We start from the raw sequence: 20292 nt of genomic DNA on the forward strand, positions 1-20292 counted from the left end.
GTCGTCGAGCCGATCGATCCCCGGGCGGCGCAGTCGGTGGGGCGTGACACCATCGTGGGGTGAGCGAGGTTTCGCCGTTGCACCTGGTCCTGGGAGACGAGGAACTGCTGGTCGAGCGCGCGGTAGCCGACGTGCTGCGGTCGGCGCGAAAGCGGGCCGGCACCGACGACGTTCCAGTCAACCGGATGCGGGCGGGCGACGTCAGCACGTATGAGCTCGCCGAGCTGCTGAGTCCGTCACTGTTCGCCGACGAGCGCATCGTCGTGCTCGAGTCCGCCGGCGAAGCCGGCAAAGACGCTGCGGCGGTAATCGTTTCGGCCGCGAGTGACATGCCTGCGGGTGTGGTGCTGATCGTGGTGCACTCGGGTGGCGGGCGAGCCAAGGCACTGGCCACCGAGTTGCAGTCCCTGGGCGCCGAGGTGCACGCGTGCGCGCGGGTCACCAAACTCAGCGAACGCATCGACTTCGTCCGCAAGGAATTTCGCGGCCTGCGCGTCAAGGCCGACGAGGAGACGGTGACCGCGATGCTGGATTCGGTCGGTTCCGATCTGCGGGAGTTGGCCTCCGCCTGCTCCCAGTTGGTGGCCGACACCGGCGGGGCGGTCGACGCCGCCGCGGTGCGCCGCTATCACAGCGGCAAGGCCGAGGTGAAGGGCTTCGACATCGCGGATAAGGCGGTGGCGGGCGACATCGCGGGCGCCGCCGAGGCGTTGCGGTGGGCGATGATGCGGGGGGAGCCACTGGTGGTGCTCGCCGACGCGCTGGCCGAGGCGATCCACACGATCGGTCGGGTCGGGCCCCTGTCGGGTGATCCCTACCGGCTCGCGTCGCAGCTCGGGATGCCGCCCTGGCGGGTGCAGAAGGCCCAGAAACAGGCCCGGCGTTGGTCGCGTGAGTCGGTGGCGTCGGCGATGAAGGTGGTGGCGGCGCTCAACGCGAACGTCAAGGGAGCGGTGGTGGACGCCGACTACGCCCTGGAATCCGCGGTCAGACAGGTTGCCGAACTAGCCGCCCAGCGCGGCCGCTAAGGGACGCGTCGTCGGCCGGCAGGGCCTCAGATCTTGTTGAGTGCCTGCGCCAGCGCCGACTTCTTGTTCGCGGCCTGGTTCTTGTGGATCACGCCCTTGCTGGCCGCTTTGTCCAGCTTCCGGTTGGTCGACACCAGCAACTCGGCGGCCTTCTCCTTGTCGCCTGCGTGGGCGGCCTCGCGGAAGGCGCGGACGGCGGTACGCAGCGACGACTTCACCGACTTGTTGCGCAGGCGAGCGCGCTCGTTCGTCTTGTTGCGCTTCTGCTGCGACTTGATGTTGGCCACGCTGGAGTTCCTTCTTCGATTAGACGTTTTGTGGGGCGCCGGATATCACCACAGCGACTGCCCAGGTTATCAGTGAGTTACGTTTTCTCCCAAAACGGGAACACGTGGGCTGCCAACGTCGACTTGAGGCAGCATCTGAACAGTGAGTCTTACGAACCAGCTTGACGACACCAAGCGGGGTTTCAGCGCTGCGCGTTCCGAGCGCATTTTCGGCGGGTACAACGGGTCTTCGGACGCGTACGAGATGGCCTTCGACGAGATGTTCGATGCCCAGGGCGCCGTCCGTGGCCCTTACCGGGGTATCTACGCCGAGCTCGCGCCGTCGGACGCCTCGGAGCTCAAAGCCCGCGCCGAAGCGCTCTCCCGCGCCTTCCTCGATCAGGGCATCACCTTTTCGCTATCGGGTCAGGAGCGGCCATTTCCGCTGGACCTGGTGCCGCGGGTCATCTCGGCCGCCGAGTGGACGCGCCTGGAGCGCGGCATCACCCAGCGGGTCAAGGCGCTCGAGATGTACCTCGATGACATCTACGGTGACCAGGAAATACTGAACGATGGGGTGATCCCGCGCCGACTGGTCACCTCTTGCGAACATTTTCACCGCCAGGCGATGGGCATCGTCCCGCCCAACGGCGTGCGGATTCACGTCGCCGGAATCGATTTGATTCGCGATGAAAAGGGCATCTGGCGGGTTCTCGAGGACAACCTGCGCTCGCCGTCGGGCGTGTCCTACGTCATGGAGAACCGGCGCACCATGGCGCGAGTCTTTCCGAACCTGTTCGCCACCCACCGGGTGCGCGCGGTCGACGACTACGCCTCGCACCTGCTGCGGGCGCTGCGCAACTCCGCGGCCACCAACGAGGCGGACCCGACCGTGGTCGTGCTGACCCCGGGCGTCTATAACTCGGCCTATTTCGAGCACTCCCTGCTGGCCCGCCAGATGGGCGTCGAGCTGGTCGAAGGGCGCGACCTGTTTTGCCGCGACAACCAGGTGTACATGCGGACCACCGAGGGCGAGCGTCAGGTGGACGTCATCTATCGGCGCATCGACGACGCCTTCCTGGACCCACTGCAGTTCCGCGCCGATTCGGTGCTGGGTGTGGCCGGCTTGGTCAACGCCGCCCGCGCCGGCAACGTGTCCATCTCCAGCGCGATCGGCAACGGCGTGGGCGACGACAAACTCGTCTACACCTACGTCCCCACGATGATCGAGTACTACCTGGGCGAAAAACCTCTGCTGGCGAACGTGGAGACGTTGCGCTGCTGGCTGGATGACGAGCGGGCAGAGGTGCTGGATCGCATCGACGAACTGGTACTCAAGCCGGTGGAGGGGTCCGGAGGCTACGGCATCGTGTTCGGTCCGGAGGCCTCGGAGAAGGAGTTGGCCGCCGTCGCCAAAAAGGTGCGCGACGACCCCCGGAGCTGGATCGCGCAGCCGATGATGGAGCTGTCGACGGTGCCGACGCAGATCGGGAACACCCTGGCGCCCCGCTACGTGGATCTGCGACCGTTCGCGGTCAACGACGGCAACGACGTGTGGGTGCTGCCCGGCGGGCTGAGCCGGGTGGCCCTGGTCGAAGGATCGCGGGTGGTCAACTCCAGCCAGGGCGGTGGTTCCAAGGACACCTGGGTGCTGGCGTCGCGAGCGGCCGCGGGCGACCATGAGCTCGAGGCGGCGGAGGTGGTGCGCTCGTTGCCCACCTCGATGCCCGACCCGATGGAAGACGCGCAGCGGCTGACGTCTCAGCTGGCGCAACCCACCGACCTGCCCCAGCGCGGCAAGCTCAAGCAACAGCAGCAACAAAAGGCGGCGGACTGATGCTGGCACGTAACGCCGAGTCGCTCTACTGGATCGGTCGCTATGTCGAACGTGCCGACGACACGGCACGAATCCTGGATGTGGCGCTGCACCAACTGCTCGAGGATTCCAGCGTCGACCCGGATCAGGCCTCGCGCCTGCTACTGCGGGTGCTCGGGATCGACCCGCCGGATCACCACCTGGACGTGTGGTCGTTGACGGACTTGGTGGCGTATAACACCAACACCCAGGGCGGCAGCTCGATCGTCGACGCCATCACCGCGGCGCGTGAAAACGCGAAATCGGCGCGCGAGGTGACCTCCAGCGAGATCTGGGAGTGTCTCAACACCACCTATCACGCCCTGCCCGAACGTGAACGTGCCGCCAAACGCCTTGGGCCACACGACTTTTTGTCATTTATCGAAGGACGTGCGGCAATGTTCGCCGGCCTGGCCGACTCGACCCTGTCCCGTGACGACGGTTACCGGTTCATGGTGCTGGGCCGTGCGATCGAACGGGTCGACATGACTGTGCGACTGCTGCTGTCGCGGGTCGGTGACAGCGCCTCTTCCCCGGCGTGGGTGACGCTGCTGCGGTCGGCGGGCGCTCATGACACCTACCTGCGCATCTATCGCGGCGTGTTGGATGCGAGCCGAGTGGTCGAATTCATGATGTTGGACAGGCTGTTTCCGCGTTCGGTGTTCTACTCGTTGCGACTGGCCGAACACAATTTGGACGAACTGGTCCGCAACCGGCAGAGCCGGATCGGGGCCACCGCCGAGGCCCAGCGGCTGCTCGGCCAGGCGCGCAGCGAATTGGAGTTCGTCCAGCCCGGCGTGCTGCTGGAATCGTTGGAAAGCCGACTGGCCGGGCTGCAGCGGACCTGCCATGACGTCGGAGAGGCGTTGGCGCTGCAGTACTTTCACGTGACGCCCTGGGTGGCGTGGTCGGACGCGGGCCAGCGCGCCCGGCTGGCCGGCAGGAAAGGGAACGGCTGATGTGGCGGCTGCGGGTCGTGCACACCACGGGGTACGCCTACCAGTCGCCGGTGACCGCTTCCTACAACGAGGCCCGGCTGACCCCACGGTCGAACACCCGGCAGAACGTCATCCTCAACCGCGTCGAAACCATCCCGGCGACGCGGTCGTACCGCTACATCGACTACTGGGGCACCGCTGTCACGGCGTTCGACCTGCACGCTCCCCATACCGATCTCACGGTGATGTCGTCCTCGGTCGTCGAAACCGAGCGGGCCGACCCACGCCCGACCGACGCGGTCTGGAGCGACCTGCAATCGGAGGCCGTGATAGACCGCTACGACGACCTGCTGCGCCCCACCGAACACACGCCCGCCAGCAAGCGGGTGGCGTCGGTCGGCAAGAAGATCAGCAAGACCCACGAGCCGGCCGAAGCCGTTGTCGCCGCAGCCGATTGGGTGCGCAATGAACTCGAATATCTTCCCGGGACCACCAGCGTGGCCTCGTCGGGGCTTGACGCGCTCAAAAAGGGCAACGGCGTCTGCCAGGACTTCGTGCACCTGTCGCTGATCTTGTTGCGCAGCATGGGAATTCCGGCGCATTACGTCTCGGGTTATTTGCATCCCAAGCGTGACGCCGTGGTGGGGGACACCGTGGACGGGCGAAACCACGCCTGGATCGAGGCGTGGACGGGCGCGTGGTGGAGCTATGACCCCACGAATGCCACCGAGATCACCGAGCAGTACGTCGGCGTCGGCGCGGGCCGCGACTACGCCGACGTTTCCCCGTTGAAGGGCATCTATTCCGGGGAGGGCGCCACCGACCTCGACGTGATCGTGGAGGTGACCCGGCTCGCCTAGCCGGGATGATGTTCGCTCGCCGTGAGCGGCGCGGGGATACCGTTGCAGGAATGAACGATTCAGCCGAGGGGGCGAGTCGGCCATATGAGAACCGACCCAGATGTGGCCGGTGGTGGGCCCTGACGGCGCTGTCCGTGACCTGCATCGGGCTGCTCGCCGGTGGGATCAGCATCGGGGTCGCCGTGGGCGGCGTCATGCCGTTGCCGTACGGCCCGGCGGGCGCCGTCACGAGCTACGTCCGGGCTCAGCCGGTGGCCGTGCGCATCATCGCCGTTGCGACGTTTGCGTCCTCGGTGCCGCTGGCGCTCTACGCGGCGATCGCCGGTGCCCGGTTGCGGCAACTCGGGGCGAGGGCCAGGTCCGCCGCGATCGCGCTGACCGGTGGCGCCCTGGCCGCCGGTGCGCTCGGCCTGGCCGGGTTGCTGGGCTGGACGATGTCGGTCCCGGAAGTAGCGGCGAACGCGGCGTTGGTCCGGGCGCTTTACCTGCTGGTGTTCCTCGTCGGCGGCCCGGGACACATCGTGGCGCTGGGACTGCTGGTCGGCGCACTCGCCGCGTCCGGCACAGGGGCGCTGCCCAGAACGGTCGCCCGGATCGGTCTGGCGACCGCCGTCCTCGCCGAAGTGACGGCGGTGGTGCTGATCTGGCCGGCGGTGGGCGTCATCCTGCCGGTCGCGCGGATCCTGTCGCTGACGTGGCTGACGGTGGTAAGCGTAGTGTTATCACCTGCGGCGCAACGAGATTCGACAGTCCGGTGAGCGGCGCCCGTCACGTCCGTGCGTCGACCTGGACCCGATGCAGATCGTCACCAAGTTCGATGCGCCCACCGAACTGCGCGGCCGCCAGAGCCCGCCACTGTTCTTCCTGGCCGGGCACCAGTGCCGGGACGTAATGCGTCATGACAAGGGTGCCCACCCCCGCGCGGGCTGCGGTCGCGGCCGCTTCCTCGACCGACGAGTGGTAGTCGCAGATGTCCTGCAGTCGCTGCTGAGGGATGGTGGCGACGATGTCCTTGCGGATCACGGTGTGCACCAGCGCGTCGGCGCCGGCTGCCAGCTCGTCCAGGCCGGCGCACGGGACGGTGTCGCCGGCGAGCACCACCGAGGCGCCCTCGTGGTCCATCCGAAAGCCGATGGTCGGGGCCACCGGCCGGTGATCGGTGGGGGCCGCCCGGATGGTTATTCCGTCGCCGTCCCAGACGGGGCCTTCGGTGTATTCGTGGACGTCGACCGCCGGCGGCTCGTTGATGTCGCGGTGATGGGCGATCCGGTAGCCGATGTCGTGCCGGAACGCGTTCAGCGTCGCCGCGACCGCCTCGGCGGTGCCGGGCGGACCGATGATGGGCAGCGGTGCGGGATCGGGGGTGAAGGTGCTGATCCACCGCGTGATGAGGATGTCGCCGAGGTCTGCGATGTGGTCGCTGTGCAGGTGAGTGAGCAGCAACGCCGTCAACCCGGCCGCACCCACACCGACCGCGGCCGCGCGCTGCAGCACGCCACGCCCGCAATCGACCAGAAACGACTGCCCGCCGGCACGCACCAGAGTTGACGGCCCGGCGCGGTTCGGATCGGGAATCGGACTTCCGGTACCCAGCAGCGTGACCTCGATCATGGCCCTATTTTGCAAGTCCGCGGTGCCCGCAGTTGACCAATCGGCCGATCAGCGGGCTTTTCACCGATTTGGACACGATCTGTATGCAGGTTCTTTTGGTGGCTGTTGCGCCGCGCGAGGAAGCCGTAGCCTGGTGTGAAGCGGATCACGACCCGGCTGGAGGCCTCGATGCGGATAGCGGACGTCTTGCGGAACAAGGGCGCGGCGGTGGTGACCATCAACCCCGACGCGACGGTTCGCGAGCTGCTTGCGGGGCTGAGCGACCAGAACATCGGCGCCATGGTGGTGGTCGGCGACGAGGGCGTGGTCGGCATCGTGTCGGAGCGCGACGTGGTGCGCCAGCTGCACACGCACGGCGCCAGCGTGCTGTCTCGTCCGGTGTCCAAGATCATGACGTCGATGCTGGCCACCTGCACCAAGACCGACGAGGTCGACGCCATCAGCGTGCTGATGACCAAGAATCGGGTGCGGCACGTGCCGGTCCTCGACGGCAAGAAGCTGATCGGCATCGTCAGCATCGGTGACGTGGTGAAGACCCGGATGGAAGAACTCGAGGCCGAGCAACAGCAGCTGCAGTCCTACATCACCCAGGGCTGACTGAACAGCACTCGGGTCCGCGCCGCTCGACGACCTGTCAACGCCAGGAGTATTCGGCGCGCAGGCGCGCGGCCACCACATCGAAGATCTCGCGATCCAGGATGGCGCCTTCGCGGCGAATGCCCTCTTCGGGCACGTCAAGCACCCGGTCCAGCCGGACCCAGCTGGGCCTGCCTTCGTAATCCCAAGGGCCAGAACCGATTCCGACCCAGTCGTGATCCGCGGCGTGGCGCTCCTGGCTGGAGACCATCAAGCCAAGCAGGACGCTGCGGTCCCGTCCCACGACCAGGACTGGGCGGTCCTTGCCCCGGGTGGGGTCGTCCTCGTAGACCACCCACGTCCAGACGATCTCACCGGGGTCGGCCCGGCCGTCCAGGCTCGGCGCGTACACCAACTTGCGGGCCCGGTGCGCGGTCGGCAGGCTGCCGCTGGTCACCGGCCTGCCGGTGACGGGCGCGTCGGAGGAAGGAGGTGAAACCGCGGCAATCACGTTCGCGGTGATCCGCACCGCCTGTTGCAGCTCACGCAGCACGGTCTGGGAATTCTGCACCTGGCGGACCAGGCGTGGGGCGCCGTTGAACACCAAATTCTCGGCAAACCGCTGAAACGTCTTCCACTGGGATTTCCGGGACGACGCCATATTCGCAGCATAGACGCGAGCGGCGGCGCGCGATCGTGACCAAGTAGGTCACGGCGGCCCTGTCTGGATACGCTGGACATACCCGCGATCCGCCTCAGAAACGGCGGCAAAGCACCCGTCGAGCTTGCACGCACCAGGAGATTCCCATCAGCAGTTTCGCCGACAAGACCTTCACTGCGCCGGCGCAGATTCGGAATTTCTGCATCATCGCCCACATCGACCACGGAAAGTCCACACTGGCCGACCGGATGCTCCAGCTCACCGGCGTCGTCGACGAGCGGTCGATGCGCGCCCAGTACCTGGACCGAATGGACATCGAGCGTGAGCGCGGGATCACCATCAAGGCCCAGAACGTGCGCCTGCCGTGGAAGATCTCCGGCGGCCCCGACGCCGGAAAAGAATACGTGCTGCACCTGATCGACACCCCCGGCCACGTCGACTTCACCTACGAGGTGTCGCGCGCGCTGGAGGCGTGCGAGGGCGCGGTGCTGCTGGTCGACGCCGCGCAGGGCATCGAGGCGCAGACCCTGGCCAACCTCTACCTGGCGCTGGACCGCGACCTGCACATCATCCCGGTGCTGAACAAGATCGACCTGCCCGCGGCCGACCCGGATCGCTACGCCGCCGAGATCGCACACATCATCGGTTGCGAGCCGGGCGACGTGCTGCGCGTCTCCGGCAAGACCGGAGACGGCGTCGCCGACCTGCTCGATCACGTGGTGCGCGAGGTGCCACCCCCGCAGGGTGAGGCCGACGCGCCGCTGCGGGCGATGATCTTCGACTCGGTCTACGACATCTACCGCGGCGTGGTGACCTACGTCCGGGTGGTCGACGGCAGGATCACCCCGCGTGAGCGCATCGCGATGATGTCGACCGGCGCGACCCATGAACTACTGGAGGTCGGCATCGTCTCGCCGGAACCGAAGGCCAGCGACGGCCTGGGCGTGGGGGAGGTGGGCTACCTCATCACCGGTGTCAAGGACGTCCGCCAATCCAAGGTGGGTGACACCGTGACGACGGCCCGCCACGGCGCCGCCGAAGCGCTGACGGGATACCGCGAACCCAAGCCGATGGTCTACTCGGGCCTGTACCCGGTGGACGGGTCGGACTACCCGGTCCTGCGCGACGCCCTGGACCGACTGCAACTCAACGACGCGGCCCTGACCTACGAGCCGGAGACGTCGGTGGCGCTGGGCTTCGGATTCCGTTGCGGCTTTTTGGGTCTGCTGCACATGGAGATCACCCGCGAGCGCCTGGAGCGCGAGTTCAACCTGGACCTGATCTCGACGTCGCCCAACGTGGTCTATCGCGTGATCAAAGAGGACAGCACCGAGATCCGGGTGACCAACCCGTCGGACTGGCCAGAGGGCAAGATCCGCGAGGTCTACGAGCCGGTGGTCAAGACCACGATCATCGCGCCAAGCGAGTTCATCGGCACCATCATGGAACTGTGCCAGTCGCGTCGCGGCGAGCTGGGCGGCATGGATTACCTGTCACCTGAACGGGTCGAGTTGCGCTACACCATGCCGCTGGGCGAGATCATCTTCGACTTCTTCGACTCGCTGAAGTCGCGCACCCGCGGCTACGCCAGCCTCGACTACGAGGAGGCCGGCGAGCAGGAGGCTCAACTGGTCAAGGTCGACATTCTGTTGCAGGGCGAGGCGGTCGACGCGTTCAGCGCGATCGTCCACAAGGACGGGGCGTCGGCCTACGGCAACAAGATGACCACCAAGCTCAAAGAACTCATCCCGCGCCAGCAGTTCGAGGTGCCCGTCCAGGCCGCCATCGGATCGAAAATCATTGCGCGCGAGAATATTCGTGCGATCCGCAAGGACGTGTTGTCCAAGTGTTACGGCGGTGACATCACCCGCAAGCGCAAACTTCTCGAAAAGCAGAAGGAAGGCAAGAAGCGGATGAAGACCATCGGGCGCGTCGATGTGCCGCAGGAGGCGTTCGTCGCGGCGCTGTCCGCCGACGCCGCGGGGGACAAGGCCAAGAAATAGCCATGCGAACACGTGGGGTCGCGGCGGCGTTGATGGCGGTCGCCGCGTTGGCGGCGGGCTGCGGAGGTGTTGTTCAAGGCACGGCGAAGCCGGCGCCGAACCTAAAGCCGGGACCGCTGCGCGGCGCGACGGTCAAGCAGGTGCTGCTGGACGGCGCGACGCTGTCGCGGATGCTCAATCAGACCTTCGTGGCGCGTGAACCGGCCGTATTCGGCGGGCCCGAAAAGCTTTATCAGGTCAAGCGATCGACGTCGCAGGCCGGTTGTCTGGGCGTGACGGCGATGTTGCAGCAGGGCGTATACCGGTCCGCCGACGTGAAAGACGTTGCGTCAGAATCATGGTGGAACAACGGCGAACCGGCGCAGGTGATCGTCGTTGAGGAGGGCGTGGTCACGCTTCCGTCGGCCGCGCAGGCGCAGGCGTTGTTCGCACAGTTCTCCCAGCAGTGGCAACAGTGCAACGGGATGACGACGTCCGAACAGTCCGGTCCGATCAGCACCACCAACGTGATAAGCGATGTGCGCGCCACCGATTCGACCCTCGCGGCCACCAAGACCGCGACGTCGATACTGCCCAACATGCCGCCCCTGCGGCCCACCCCGCAGGCGCGCGCCATCGGCATCCGGTCGAATTGCCTCGTCGAGGTCCAGGTGGTGTTCTTCGGCGGCCGACGGTCCTCCGACCCGGGATCGGCGGACATCAACTCCAGCGCCATCGACGTCGCGCGTGCCCTGATGGACAGAGTCAGCACACTGGGCTGACGCCGCGCCGGGAGCGGAAGGGCAGGGACGAAGTGAAGCGCAGCTGGCGCTCGCTGGCCGTTTGGATCGCGGTGCTGTTGACGCGCGGGTGCACCCAAACGACCTTTGGCACAGCAGTTTTGGCGCAGAACGCGGGCCGGGTGCCGGCAATCAAGGGGGCGTTGTTCGACGGCACCGCGCTGGCCAGGCTGCTCGGCCAGCCATTCCAGCCGTACCCGCACTACTCGGAGTTCGGGGGCGTCGACAAACTGGGGATTAATTGGGATAACGGGCAGCCGGCCGACTGCATCGGGGTCGTGCACCTGATGCAGCGGGTCACGTACGGCTCCGCACCGATCCAGCAGACGGCCGCCAAAATGTGGGTGCACAAAGGTGATTCCGTGAAGGTCGACAGCGTCCAGGAAGGCGTCGTCGCGTTGCGGACGGTCCCGGAGGCCAACGCGCTATTCGCCAGGTTCATCGCGCAGTGGCAGAAGTGCGACCGGACTACGCTGACCGTGGAGCCCATCGATGTATGGGGGTCGGACGTCGGACTCACCCACGCGCTGATGGACAAACTCAGCGTCCGCGGTTGACGCGCCCTACATCGGCGCGTTCGCCGGCTGGAACATTCCGGATCCGTCGGCTTCCTCCTCGGCGCGGATGACGTGCACCACCGCATTGATCAACGCCAGGTGGGTGAACGCTTGCGGGAAGTTGCCCAGTTGCCGTCCGGTGCGCGGCTCGATCTCCTCGGCGTAGAGGTGCAGCGGGCTGGCGTAGGACAGCAGCCGCTCACAGAGGCGTTTGGCGCGCCGCACCTCCCCGATTTCGACCAGCGCCGACACCAGCCAGAACGAACAGATCGTGAAGGTTCCCTCCTCGCCGGACAGCCCGTCATCGGTCTCCTCGACCCGGTAGCGCAGCACCAGGCCTTCCTGGGTGAGTTCGTCGGCGATCGCCAGGACGGTGTTCCGCACCCGCGGGTCATCCGGGGGCAGGAACCGCGTCAGCACCACCAACAGCAGCGAGGCGTCCAGCGCGTCGCTGCCGTAGCGCTGGGTGAACACCCCGCGGGAGTCCACGCCGTGCTGCAGGATGTCGTTCTTGATCTCCTCGGCGATCCCCCGCCACTGCTGGGCATAGCTCTTCTCGCCCTGCCGCTCGGCCAGCTTGGCGCCGCGGTCGAGCGCCACCCAGCACATCACCTTCGACGACGTGAAATGCTGCGGTTCCCCGCGCACCTCCCAGATGCCGCGGTCCGGCTCGCGCCAGTGCTTGATCGCCTCCTCCACCTGCTTCTTCAGCACCGGCCACAACGTCTCCGGGACTTGCTCGCGCGACTTGGCGTGCAGGTAGAAGGAGTCCAGGATGGAGCCCCAGATATCGTGCTGAATCTGGTCGTAGGCGCCGTTGCCGATTCGCACCGGGCGGGCGTGGTCATAACCGGACAGGTGATGCAGCTCTTCTTCGACCAGGCTGCGCTCACCGCCCACGCCGTACATGACCTGCAGGGGATGCCGCTCGTTGTGGTTGGCGCCGGAGACGTCGGCGATGAACGCGAAGAAATCGTCGGCCTCGCGGTCGAGTCCCAGCGTGTACAGGCCCCACAACGCGAACGTCGAGTCGCGCACCCAGGCGTAGCGGTAATCCCAATTGCGTTCGCCCTGCGGCGTTTCCGGCAGCGACGTGGTGCTGGCCGCCAGCAGCGCACCCGTGGGCGAGTAGGTCAGACCCTTCAACGTCAGCGCGCTGCGCTGCAGGTAAGCCCGCCACGGGTGGTCCGGGAAGTTACCGATGTTGATCCACTGCCGCCAGCACTCGGTGGTCTGCCACATCTTGTCTGCGGCCTCTTGATACGTCTGGGGCGCCGGGTGCTTGGTCCAGCTCAGGGCGACGAACACGTCGTCGCCCTCTTTCATCCGGGTGCGCGCGCGTGCCTCCCGGCCCTCCAGCCCGATGCGCAGATTGCTGGTGAGCCGCAGCGTCGGGTGGGCGTCGGGGTCCTTGGTGGCGCGTGCGACGGCCTCACCGTACGCGTTGGCGGAGTACTCCCAGGCGGCGCCGACGCGGTGGTAGTCGAACGCCGGCTCGCAGCTCATCATCAATTCGACGGTGCCGCTGACGCAACGCACGGTGCGCAGCAGGATGTGCTCGGCGTCCCAATCCATCGGCGTGCGGCGATGGGTCCGCGACCGGCGCTCCACATCGTGCCAGGGGCCCATGACCAGCGCATCCCGCACGATCAGCCACCCGGTGTGGGTCTGCCAGGTGGTCTCCATGATGAGGCTGCCCGGAAGGTACCGGCGCGCCGAGGGCACCGAGACGCCGTACGGTCCCAGCCGGAAGTGGCCGGCGCTGCGGTCCAAGATGGCGCCGAACACGCTGGGGGAGTCCGGTCGCGGCACACACAGCCATTCCACCGACCCGGCCGGCGAGATCAGGCAGGTGGTCTCCCAGTCCGACAGGAACGCATAGTCGGCGATCGGCGGAAACGGATTCCGCAGGGCTGCGCTGGGAGCCAGCGGCCCGGCCGTGCGCAAGTCGATCGACGCAGACAGCGCGGCCGTGGCGGCCGCGGGAAACGCTTCCTCGGGCGCTGTGTCGGCCGGCTGGTCTTCGGGTTGGGCGTGCAGAACCATCTGGACATCATTGCTGCTCAGTGATCGCGCGTCCAACGTTTCGCCGACGTGGCGCGCCCCGGGCCGTCATGCGCCGGCGTTCACCCATTGGTCTGCGGCAGCCGGGCCGAATAGGGTAAGCCGCGTGAACGCGTTCCTCAATTGGTGGGACGGCAACGAGCTTTGGCTTTCGGGGCTCCCTTTCGTACTCCAGGCCATGGTGGTGATGCCGATCGTGCTGGTCGTCGCCTACGCGGTGGCAGCAGCGTTAGACGGCCTCCTGGGCAAGGGCATCGAGCTGATGCGCCGGGCCCGTCATGCCGACGGAACGCCCGAGTAACACGCATGCCTCGATCACACGTGACCCTGATCCTTGGCATCCTGGTGGCGCTGGTGCTCGTCACGTGGTTGGTAACCCACCTGATGCACCACTAGCGTGCGTTCGCTCACCCCCGTTGCGGTGGCGGCAACGTCAATTCCTGTTAGGCTTCCCGCCATGCGCGTGGCATTCGGCATTCCGGGTTGCTATGCCTTTGTGCACTGTTGTCGCTGACTCCCACACCCGTACGCGGTCTGGTCTGGAGTTTTCGAACCCTCCTGAAGTTCTAGGTGCCTATCCGCAGTAACGGGACCAAATCCCCCCGTTCCGCATCGGAAGGCCCTCCATGGACATCAGGACCGCATCACATTGGCGGCCCGTCCTCGCCCTCGCCCTGATTGCCGGCCTCATCGCCGGGTGCCACGGCGGTGCCAGTGATGCCGTCGGCGGCGGCGGGCTGGACAACGCGCGCACCAGCATCACCCTGGTCGCCTATTCGGTCCCAGAACCGGGGTGGAGCAAGATAATTCCGGCGTTCAATGCCTCCGATGAGGGCAAGGGCGTGCAAGTCGTCACCTCCTATGGGGCATCCGGCGACCAGTCCCGCGGTGTCGTCGACGGCAAGCCGGCCGACGTCGTGAACTTCTCCGTCGAACCCGACATCGCTCGTCTGGTGAAGGCCGGCAAGGTTTCCAAGGACTGGAATGTCGACGCTACCAAGGGAATACCGTTCGGCTCGGTGGTCACACTCGTGGTACGAAAGGGCAACCCGAAGAACATCAAGGATTGGGATGACCTGCTTCGGCCGGGCGTCGAAGTCATCACCCCCAGCCCGCTGAGTTCCGGATCGGCCAAGTGGAATCTGCTCGCGCCGTACGCCGTCAAGAGTGAAGGCGGCGCACACAGTGACGCCGGTGTGGATTTCATCAAGAAGCTGGTGACCGAACACGTCAAACTGCGCCCCGGATCGGGCCGGGAAGCCACCGACGTCTTCGTCCAGGGCAGCGGTGATGTGTTGATCAGCTACGAGAACGAGGCCATCGCCACCGAGCGGGCCGGAAAGCCGGTCGAACACATCAATTTGCCGCAGACCTTCAAGATCGACAATCCGGTGGCCGTCGTCACCACCAGCCCGCATCTGGATGCCGCCGTCGCCTTCAAGAACTTCCAATACACGGCCGCGGCCCAAAAGGTCTGGGCGCAGGCCGGTTTCCGCCCGGTCGATCCGGCCGTCGCCGCCGATTTCCGAAACCAGTACCCGGTGCCGGCGAAATTGTGGACCATCGCCGACTTGGGTGGCTGGGCCACAGCGGATCCGCAGCTGTTCGACAAGACCACCGGGAGTATCACCAAGATCTACACGAAGGCCACCGGATGACGGCCATCACGCCGGACCCGCTGGCAATCCGGCCCGAGCGCGGCGGCGACGCACCACCCGGACCGGTTGCCGGCCGCGGCCGCGGGACCACCGCCCTTCGGGTCGGAGCGGCCACGGTGTGGCTGTCGGTGATCGTGTTGCTGCCGCTGGCGGCAATCGCCTGGCAATCCGCCGGTGGCGGCTGGCGCGCCTTCTGGCTCGCGGTCTCCTCGAATGCCGCGGTCGAGTCGTTCCGGGTGACCCTGACGATCTCGGCGGGGGTCACCGTGCTCAACCTGGGCTTCGGCCTGGTGATCGCGTGGGTGCTGGTGCGGGATGACTTTCCGGGCAAGCGGCTGGTCGACGCGATCATCGATCTGCCGTTCGCACTGCCCACCATCGTCGCCAGTCTGGTGATGCTGGCGTTGTACGGCAACAACAGCCCGGTCGGCCTGCACCTGCAGCACACGTCGTGGGGTGTGACGGTGGCGCTGGCCTTTGTCACGCTGCCGTTCGTGGTGCGCGCCGTCCAGCCGGTGCTCTTGGAATTGGATCGCGAAACCGAGGAGGCCGCGGCGTCGCTCGGTGCCAGCGGTCCGAAGATCTTCACCTCCGTGCTGCTGCCGTCGCTCCTGCCCGCGTTGTTATCCGGGGCGGGCCTGGCATTCTCACGAGCGATCGGCGAGTTCGGATCCGTGGTGCTCATCGGTGGTGCGGTGCCGGGCAAGACCGAAGTGTCATCGCAGTGGATACGCACCCTGATCGAGAACGACGACCGCACCGGCGCCGCTGCAATATCGATTGTCCTGTTGGCGATTTCGTTTGTCGTGCTGCTCATCCTGCGAATCGTGGGCGGGCACGCCGCCAAGCGAGAGGAACTGTCCGCATGACATCGTCTGCGGGAGTGCGCTATTGGTTGCGGTTTATCGCGCTCGGCTACATTTTCGTCCTGTTGGTCGTGCCGGTGGCATTGATACTGTGGCGGACATTTCAACCCGGGCTCGGCCAGTTCTACGCCTGGGTGAGCACCCCGGCCGCGATATCGGCGTTGAACTTGACGCTGCTGGTGGTGGCCATCGTGGTGCCCCTCAACGTCGTGTTCGGCATTCCCACGGCATTGGTGCTGGCGCGCAACAGGTTTCGTGGCAAGGGTGTGCTACAGGCCGTCATCGATCTTCCGTTCGCGGTCTCACCCGTCATCGTGGGTGTGGCGTTGATCGTGTTGTGGGGGTCGGCCGGCGCGCTCGGGTTCGTGGAGCAAGACCTCGGGTTCAAGATCATCTTCGGCCTGCCGGGAATCGTGCTTGCCAGCATCTTCGTCACGCTTCCCTTCGTCGTTCGCGAAGTGGAGCCGGTGCTGCACGAGCTGGGCACCGACCAGGAGGAGGCGGCGGCGACGCTGGGTTCGGGCTGGTGGCAGACCTTTTGGCGGATCACCTTGCCGTCCATCCGGTGGGGTCTGACCTACGGCATCGTGTTGACCATCGCACGTACCCTGGGGGAATACGGCGCCGTGCTGATGGTGTCGTCGAACCTGCCGGGGAGGTCGCAGACGCTGACCCTGCTCGTCTCCGACCGCTACAACCGCGGCGCGGAGTACGGCGCCTACGCACTGTCCACGCTGCTGATGGGAGTTGCCGTGCTGGTGTTGGTTTTCCAGGTGGTGCTTGACGCCCGCCGCGCACGAGCGGCCAGACAGGCCTGACGAGGGGAATGACCATGACTGGTACCGACAGCGACGACCTCGCCATCATCGTGCGTGACGCCAACAAACGTTATGGCGATTACGTTGCCCTGGACCACGTGGATTTCGTCGTGCCCACCGGCTCGCTGACGGCATTGTTGGGTCCCAGCGGTTCGGGCAAATCGACCCTGCTGCGTACCATCGCCGGCCTCGACCAGCCCGACACCGGAACCGTCACGATCTACGGCAATGACGTGACGCGGGTGCCACCCCAGCGCCGCGGCATCGGCTTCGTGTTCCAGCACTATGCGGCGTTCAAGCACTTGACGGTCCGCGACAACGTGGCCTACGGGCTCAAGGTCCGCAAGCGACCCAAGGCCGAAATCAAAAGCAAAGTGGACAATCTACTGGAAGTGGTGGGACTGAGCGGGCTGCAGGGCCGCTACCCCAACCAGCTGTCCGGCGGTCAGCGGCAGCGGATGGCACTCGCGCGGGCGCTGGCCGTCGACCCGCAAGTGCTCCTGCTCGACGAGCCGTTCGGCGCGCTGGACGCCAAGGTGCGTGAGGATCTGCGAGCGTGGCTGCGGCGCCTGCACGACGAGGTGCACGTGACCACGGTGCTGGTCACCCACGACCAGGCCGAGGCATTGGACGTCGCCGATCGCATCGCCGTGCTGAACCAGGGCCGAATCGAGCAAATCGGCTCCCCAACCGACGTCTATGACGCGCCGGCGAACGCATTCGTGATGTCGTTCCTCGGTGCGGTGTCCACGCTGAACGGCACCCTGGTGCGCCCGCACGACATCCGGGTGGGTCGCAACCCCGAGATGGCGATCGCCGGCGGGGACGGCACCGCCGACTCCGTCGGCGTGGTGCGCGCCGTCGTCGACCGGGTGGTCACGCTGGGTTTCGAGGTACGGGTCGAGTTGACCAGCGCCGCCACCGGCGGCTTCTTCACCGCCCAGATCACCCGCGGTGACGCCGAGGCGCTGGCCCTGCGGGACGGCGACACCGTCTACGTGCGCGCCACCCGCGTCCCGCCGATCGCCCTCGATTCGACCGACGCCGGTCGTGCGGCCGGGGCCGACGAGGATGACAACACACTGACGTCGGCGTAACGGCCCGAATCGTCATCGGTTTGCGCGCTGTCGTTACGACGCGTGCAATCCGCATTCGGTCTTGGCCCGCCCCTGCCAGCGTCCGCTGCGCGGGTCCGCGCCCGCCAGCGGCTTGGCCGTGCAAGGCTCGCAGCCGATCGACGAATAGCCTTCGTAGATAAGCGGATTCACCAGCACGCTGTGCTCGTCGATGTAATTCTGCACGTCTTCGTCGGACCATTCGACCAGCGGGTTGACCTTCACCAGCTTGAAGCCCTCGTCGAAGCCGACCACCGGGGCGTTGGCGCGTGCGGCCGTCTCGCCGCGGCGCAGCCCGGTCACCCAGGCGGAGTATCCGCGCAGCGTCTTGCCCAGCGGCTCGACCTTGCGAAGCCGGCAGCACTCACCGGGGTCGCGCGCGAACAGGTCCTTGCCCAGCATCTTGTCCTGCTCGGCGACGCTCTGCTCGGGCGTGACATTGAGCACCCGAATGTCATACACGGACTCGATCGCGTCCCGGGTGCCGATGGTTTCCACGAAGTGGTATCCGGTGTCCAGGAACACTACGGGCACGCCCGGACGCGCCTTTGCCGCCAGATCGATCAGCACGGCCTCCTGCATGCTGGAGGCCACCACATAGTTACAGGTGGCCCAGCCCCGCGGCCCATTGACACCGCCGAATGTCCGGTCAGTCCAGCGCAACACGTCGGCGGCGCTGGCGCCCTCCAGCTCGGCCGCCCCGCGCGCGGCCAGCGCGCGCAGTTCGGCTTCCGGAAGTCTGGTTGGTCGTTCGCTCATCGCAAATCGTCCTCGTCTGCCCTCATAGCCCACTGTGCGAAACGTTCACCCTCGCCGCGATATTTCAGGAAGTTGCGTGTGACCCGTTCGATGTAGTCGCCGAGCTCGTCGCTGGTGACCTTGTGCTGACGCAGCTTTCGGCCAAACCCGCTGTCCAGGCCCAGGCTGCCGCCCAGGTGAACCTGGAAAGCCTCGACCGAGCCCCCCTGTCCGTCGTCGACCATCTGGCCCTTGAGCCCGATGTCGGCAACCTGGATGCGCGCGCATGAATTGGGACAGCCGTTGATGTTGACGGTGATCGGCACGTCGAGTTGCTCGTTGATGTCCGCGAGGCGGCGTTCCAGGTCGGGCACCAAAGACTGCGCCTTGACCCGGGTTTCGGCGAAGGACAACTTGCAGAACTCAATCCCGGTGCACGCCATCACATTCCGGCGCCAGTGCGACGGCCGCGTGTGCAGGCCGAGTGCCTCCAGGCCCGCAATCAGCTCGTCGAGCTTGTCGTCGGGTACGTCGAGGATGACCAGCTTCTGGTAAGGGGTGAGCCGGATCCGGTCCGAGCCGGTCCGCTCGGCGAGGTCGGCCACCGCGGTGAGGATGGTGCCCGACACCCGTCCCGCGATCGAGGCGACGCCCACCGCGTTGAGCCCGTTTTTGAGCCGCTGCACGCCGACGTGGTCGATCGGGTGCTTCAGCGGCTCGGGAGCCGGGCCGTCGATCAGCGGACGCTTGAGGTATTCGGTTTCCAGGATTTCGCGGAACTTTTCGACGCCCCAGTCCTTGATGAGGAACTTCAGCCGCGCCTTGGACCGCAGCCGTCGGTAGCCGTAGTCGCGGAAGACGGAGGTCACCGCGTTCCACACCTCGGGCACCTCGTCGAGCGGCACCCAGGCGCCCACCCGCTGGGCCAGCATCGGGTTGGTCGACAGCCCGCCACCGACCCACAGGTCCAGTCCCGGGCCGTGCTCGGGGTGGTTGACGCCGATGAACGCGATGTCGTTGACCTCGTGCACCACATCCTGCAGGCCCGAGATCGCGGTCTTGTACTTGCGCGGCAGGTCGGCGAAGTCCGGCTGGCCGATGTAGCGGCGCGCGATCTCCTCGATCGCCCAGCTGGGGTCGAGCACCTCGTCGAGTGACTCCCCGGCCAGCGGTGAGCCCAGGATCACCCGGGGGCAGTCGCCGCACGCCTCGGCGGTCTGCAGCCCCACCTCGGCCAGCCGCCGCCAGATTTCGGGAACGTTCTCTACCTCGACCCAGTGGTACTGCACATTCTCGCGGTCGGTGATGTCGGCCGTGTCGCGGGCGAATTCGGTGGAGATCTGGCCCACCGTGCGCAGCGCGGCCGCCGAGAGCGCGCCGCCGTCGCAGCGCACCCGCATCATGAAGTACTTCGCTTCCAGCAATTCCGCATTGTCGTCGCCGGTGAACGTGCCGTCGTAGCCCTGTTCGCGCTGGGTGTAGAGGCCCCACCAGCGGAAACGCCCACGCAGATCGCTCTTGTCGATGCTGTCGAAGCCGTTGCGGGCATAGACGGTCTCGATGCGCTCCCGCACGTCCAGCGGGGCGCCGGCCTGCTTCATCTCTTCGTTCGGGTTCAACGGCTCACGATTCCCCAGTGCCCATTGGCCCTCGTTACGAGGCTTCGCGGGTCGGGCGGTGGTCATCGGAAGTTCTCTCCTCTAAAAAGATCGCCAGCGCGGCCAGCACAGTTCACCGGCACTTATGGGTGGCGCGGAACCGTCGGCCAGCTGGAGACGCAGGGGGCCTGGGTCTACCACGTCAAGGCAGACAGATACAGCTGCAAACGCGCTTGAGATCAATGTGCCGTCTCGCTACCAGCACGATGTGCACGCTGGGCTGGTCGACAGTCACCGCACC

20 protein-coding genes and 1 pseudogene are annotated in these 20292 nt (G+C 66.5%); 14 read left to right on the forward strand and 7 right to left on the reverse strand.

Going from position 1 to position 20292, the window contains the following annotated elements:
* Positions 1-59 precede the first annotated feature (59 nt).
* Positions 60-1028, forward strand: coding sequence for a DNA polymerase III subunit delta (gene holA / locus AC5Y4H_RS07760; protein ID WP_499980028.1), 969 nt, complete (start codon positions 60-62; stop codon positions 1026-1028).
* A 26-nt stretch (positions 1029-1054) separates the two neighbouring features.
* Here holA and rpsT read toward each other — a convergent pair whose 3' ends face one another.
* Entirely contained in the window at positions 1055-1315 is a 261-nt protein-coding gene (gene rpsT, locus AC5Y4H_RS07765) for a 30S ribosomal protein S20 (RefSeq protein ID WP_007769864.1), read from the reverse strand.
* A 142-nt stretch (positions 1316-1457) separates the two neighbouring features.
* Between rpsT and AC5Y4H_RS07770 the strand changes: the two genes are divergently transcribed.
* From AC5Y4H_RS07770 to AC5Y4H_RS07785, 4 genes are all read left to right on the forward strand, one after another.
* Positions 1458-3131, forward strand: coding sequence for a circularly permuted type 2 ATP-grasp protein (locus AC5Y4H_RS07770; RefSeq protein WP_499980030.1), 1674 nt, complete (start codon positions 1458-1460; stop codon positions 3129-3131).
* Positions 3131-4108, forward strand: a complete 978-nt coding sequence (locus AC5Y4H_RS07775) for an alpha-E domain-containing protein (RefSeq protein WP_499980032.1) — start codon at positions 3131-3133, stop codon at positions 4106-4108. The genes AC5Y4H_RS07770 and AC5Y4H_RS07775 overlap by 1 nt, the downstream gene beginning before the upstream one ends.
* A complete protein-coding gene (locus AC5Y4H_RS07780) occupies positions 4108-4947 on the forward strand; it encodes a transglutaminase family protein (RefSeq protein ID WP_499980036.1) in 840 nt (279 codons plus the stop codon). Before AC5Y4H_RS07775 ends, AC5Y4H_RS07780 begins: the two co-directional genes overlap by 1 nt.
* Before the next feature lie 182 nt (positions 4948-5129).
* Positions 5130-5705, forward strand: coding sequence for a hypothetical protein (locus AC5Y4H_RS07785; RefSeq protein WP_499980292.1), 576 nt, complete (start codon positions 5130-5132; stop codon positions 5703-5705).
* 10 nt (positions 5706-5715) lie between these two features.
* Here the strand turns inward: AC5Y4H_RS07785 and AC5Y4H_RS07790 are convergent, their stop codons facing one another.
* Complete coding sequence (locus AC5Y4H_RS07790) at positions 5716-6558, reverse strand: ribonuclease Z (RefSeq protein ID WP_499980037.1); 843 nt, start codon at positions 6556-6558, stop codon at positions 5716-5718.
* 168 nt (positions 6559-6726) lie between these two features.
* Between AC5Y4H_RS07790 and AC5Y4H_RS07795 the strand changes: the two genes are divergently transcribed.
* Complete coding sequence (locus AC5Y4H_RS07795; RefSeq protein WP_067830401.1) at positions 6727-7155, forward strand: CBS domain-containing protein; 429 nt, start codon at positions 6727-6729, stop codon at positions 7153-7155.
* 37 nt (positions 7156-7192) lie between these two features.
* Here the strand turns inward: AC5Y4H_RS07795 and AC5Y4H_RS07800 are convergent, their stop codons facing one another.
* Positions 7193-7795, reverse strand: coding sequence for a type II toxin-antitoxin system PemK/MazF family toxin (locus AC5Y4H_RS07800; protein WP_499980040.1), 603 nt, complete (start codon positions 7793-7795; stop codon positions 7193-7195).
* On the opposite strand from AC5Y4H_RS07800, the pseudogene lepA reads away from it, so the two are divergent.
* The 3 genes and pseudogenes from lepA to AC5Y4H_RS07815 all read left to right on the forward strand — a co-directional run bounded on the left by lepA (position 7777) and on the right by AC5Y4H_RS07815 (position 11134).
* Positions 7777-9798 (forward strand): annotated as a pseudogene (gene lepA / locus AC5Y4H_RS07805) (translation elongation factor 4). The gene AC5Y4H_RS07800 and the pseudogene lepA overlap by 19 nt on opposite strands.
* Before the next feature lie 2 nt (positions 9799-9800).
* Positions 9801-10559, forward strand: a complete 759-nt coding sequence (locus tag AC5Y4H_RS07810; RefSeq protein ID WP_499980041.1) for a sensor domain-containing protein — start codon at positions 9801-9803, stop codon at positions 10557-10559.
* A gap of 32 nt (positions 10560-10591) precedes the next feature.
* The gene (locus AC5Y4H_RS07815) at positions 10592-11134 is read left to right on the forward strand and encodes a sensor domain-containing protein (protein WP_499980045.1); all 543 of its coding nucleotides are present in this window, start codon (positions 10592-10594) and stop codon (positions 11132-11134) included.
* 6 nt (positions 11135-11140) lie between these two features.
* Here AC5Y4H_RS07815 and AC5Y4H_RS07820 read toward each other — a convergent pair whose 3' ends face one another.
* Positions 11141-13180, reverse strand: coding sequence for a glycoside hydrolase family 15 protein (locus tag AC5Y4H_RS07820; protein WP_499980050.1), 2040 nt, complete (start codon positions 13178-13180; stop codon positions 11141-11143).
* 124 nt (positions 13181-13304) lie between these two features.
* Between AC5Y4H_RS07820 and AC5Y4H_RS07825 the strand changes: the two genes are divergently transcribed.
* From AC5Y4H_RS07825 to AC5Y4H_RS07845, 5 genes are all read left to right on the forward strand, one after another.
* On the forward strand, positions 13305-13499 hold the full coding sequence (locus AC5Y4H_RS07825) for a hypothetical protein (RefSeq protein ID WP_499980051.1): 195 nt from the start codon (positions 13305-13307) through the stop codon (positions 13497-13499).
* A gap of 325 nt (positions 13500-13824) precedes the next feature.
* A complete protein-coding gene (locus AC5Y4H_RS07830; protein WP_499980054.1) occupies positions 13825-14856 on the forward strand; it encodes a sulfate ABC transporter substrate-binding protein in 1032 nt (343 codons plus the stop codon).
* Positions 14853-15725, forward strand: coding sequence for a sulfate ABC transporter permease subunit CysT (cysT, locus tag AC5Y4H_RS07835; RefSeq protein WP_499980058.1), 873 nt, complete (start codon positions 14853-14855; stop codon positions 15723-15725). The genes AC5Y4H_RS07830 and cysT overlap by 4 nt, the downstream gene beginning before the upstream one ends.
* On the forward strand, positions 15722-16540 hold the full coding sequence (cysW, locus tag AC5Y4H_RS07840) for a sulfate ABC transporter permease subunit CysW (RefSeq protein ID WP_499980061.1): 819 nt from the start codon (positions 15722-15724) through the stop codon (positions 16538-16540). Before cysT ends, cysW begins: the two co-directional genes overlap by 4 nt.
* A gap of 8 nt (positions 16541-16548) precedes the next feature.
* Entirely contained in the window at positions 16549-17637 is a 1089-nt protein-coding gene (locus AC5Y4H_RS07845) for a sulfate/molybdate ABC transporter ATP-binding protein (protein WP_499980062.1), read from the forward strand.
* A gap of 33 nt (positions 17638-17670) precedes the next feature.
* Here the strand turns inward: AC5Y4H_RS07845 and AC5Y4H_RS07850 are convergent, their stop codons facing one another.
* The 3 genes from AC5Y4H_RS07850 to AC5Y4H_RS07860 form a co-directional block, all read right to left on the reverse strand.
* Positions 17671-18414, reverse strand: a complete 744-nt coding sequence (locus AC5Y4H_RS07850; protein ID WP_499980064.1) for a phosphoadenylyl-sulfate reductase — start codon at positions 18412-18414, stop codon at positions 17671-17673.
* Entirely contained in the window at positions 18411-20078 is a 1668-nt protein-coding gene (locus tag AC5Y4H_RS07855; protein ID WP_499980067.1) for a nitrite/sulfite reductase, read from the reverse strand. Before AC5Y4H_RS07855 ends, AC5Y4H_RS07850 begins: the two co-directional genes overlap by 4 nt.
* Before the next feature lie 115 nt (positions 20079-20193).
* Positions 20194-20286, reverse strand: a complete 93-nt coding sequence (locus tag AC5Y4H_RS07860) for an Ms4527A family Cys-rich leader peptide (RefSeq protein WP_499980070.1) — start codon at positions 20284-20286, stop codon at positions 20194-20196.
* Between the last annotated feature and the right edge of the window lie 6 nt (positions 20287-20292).

This window comes from Mycobacterium sp. NGS58 (genome assembly GCF_059812385.1).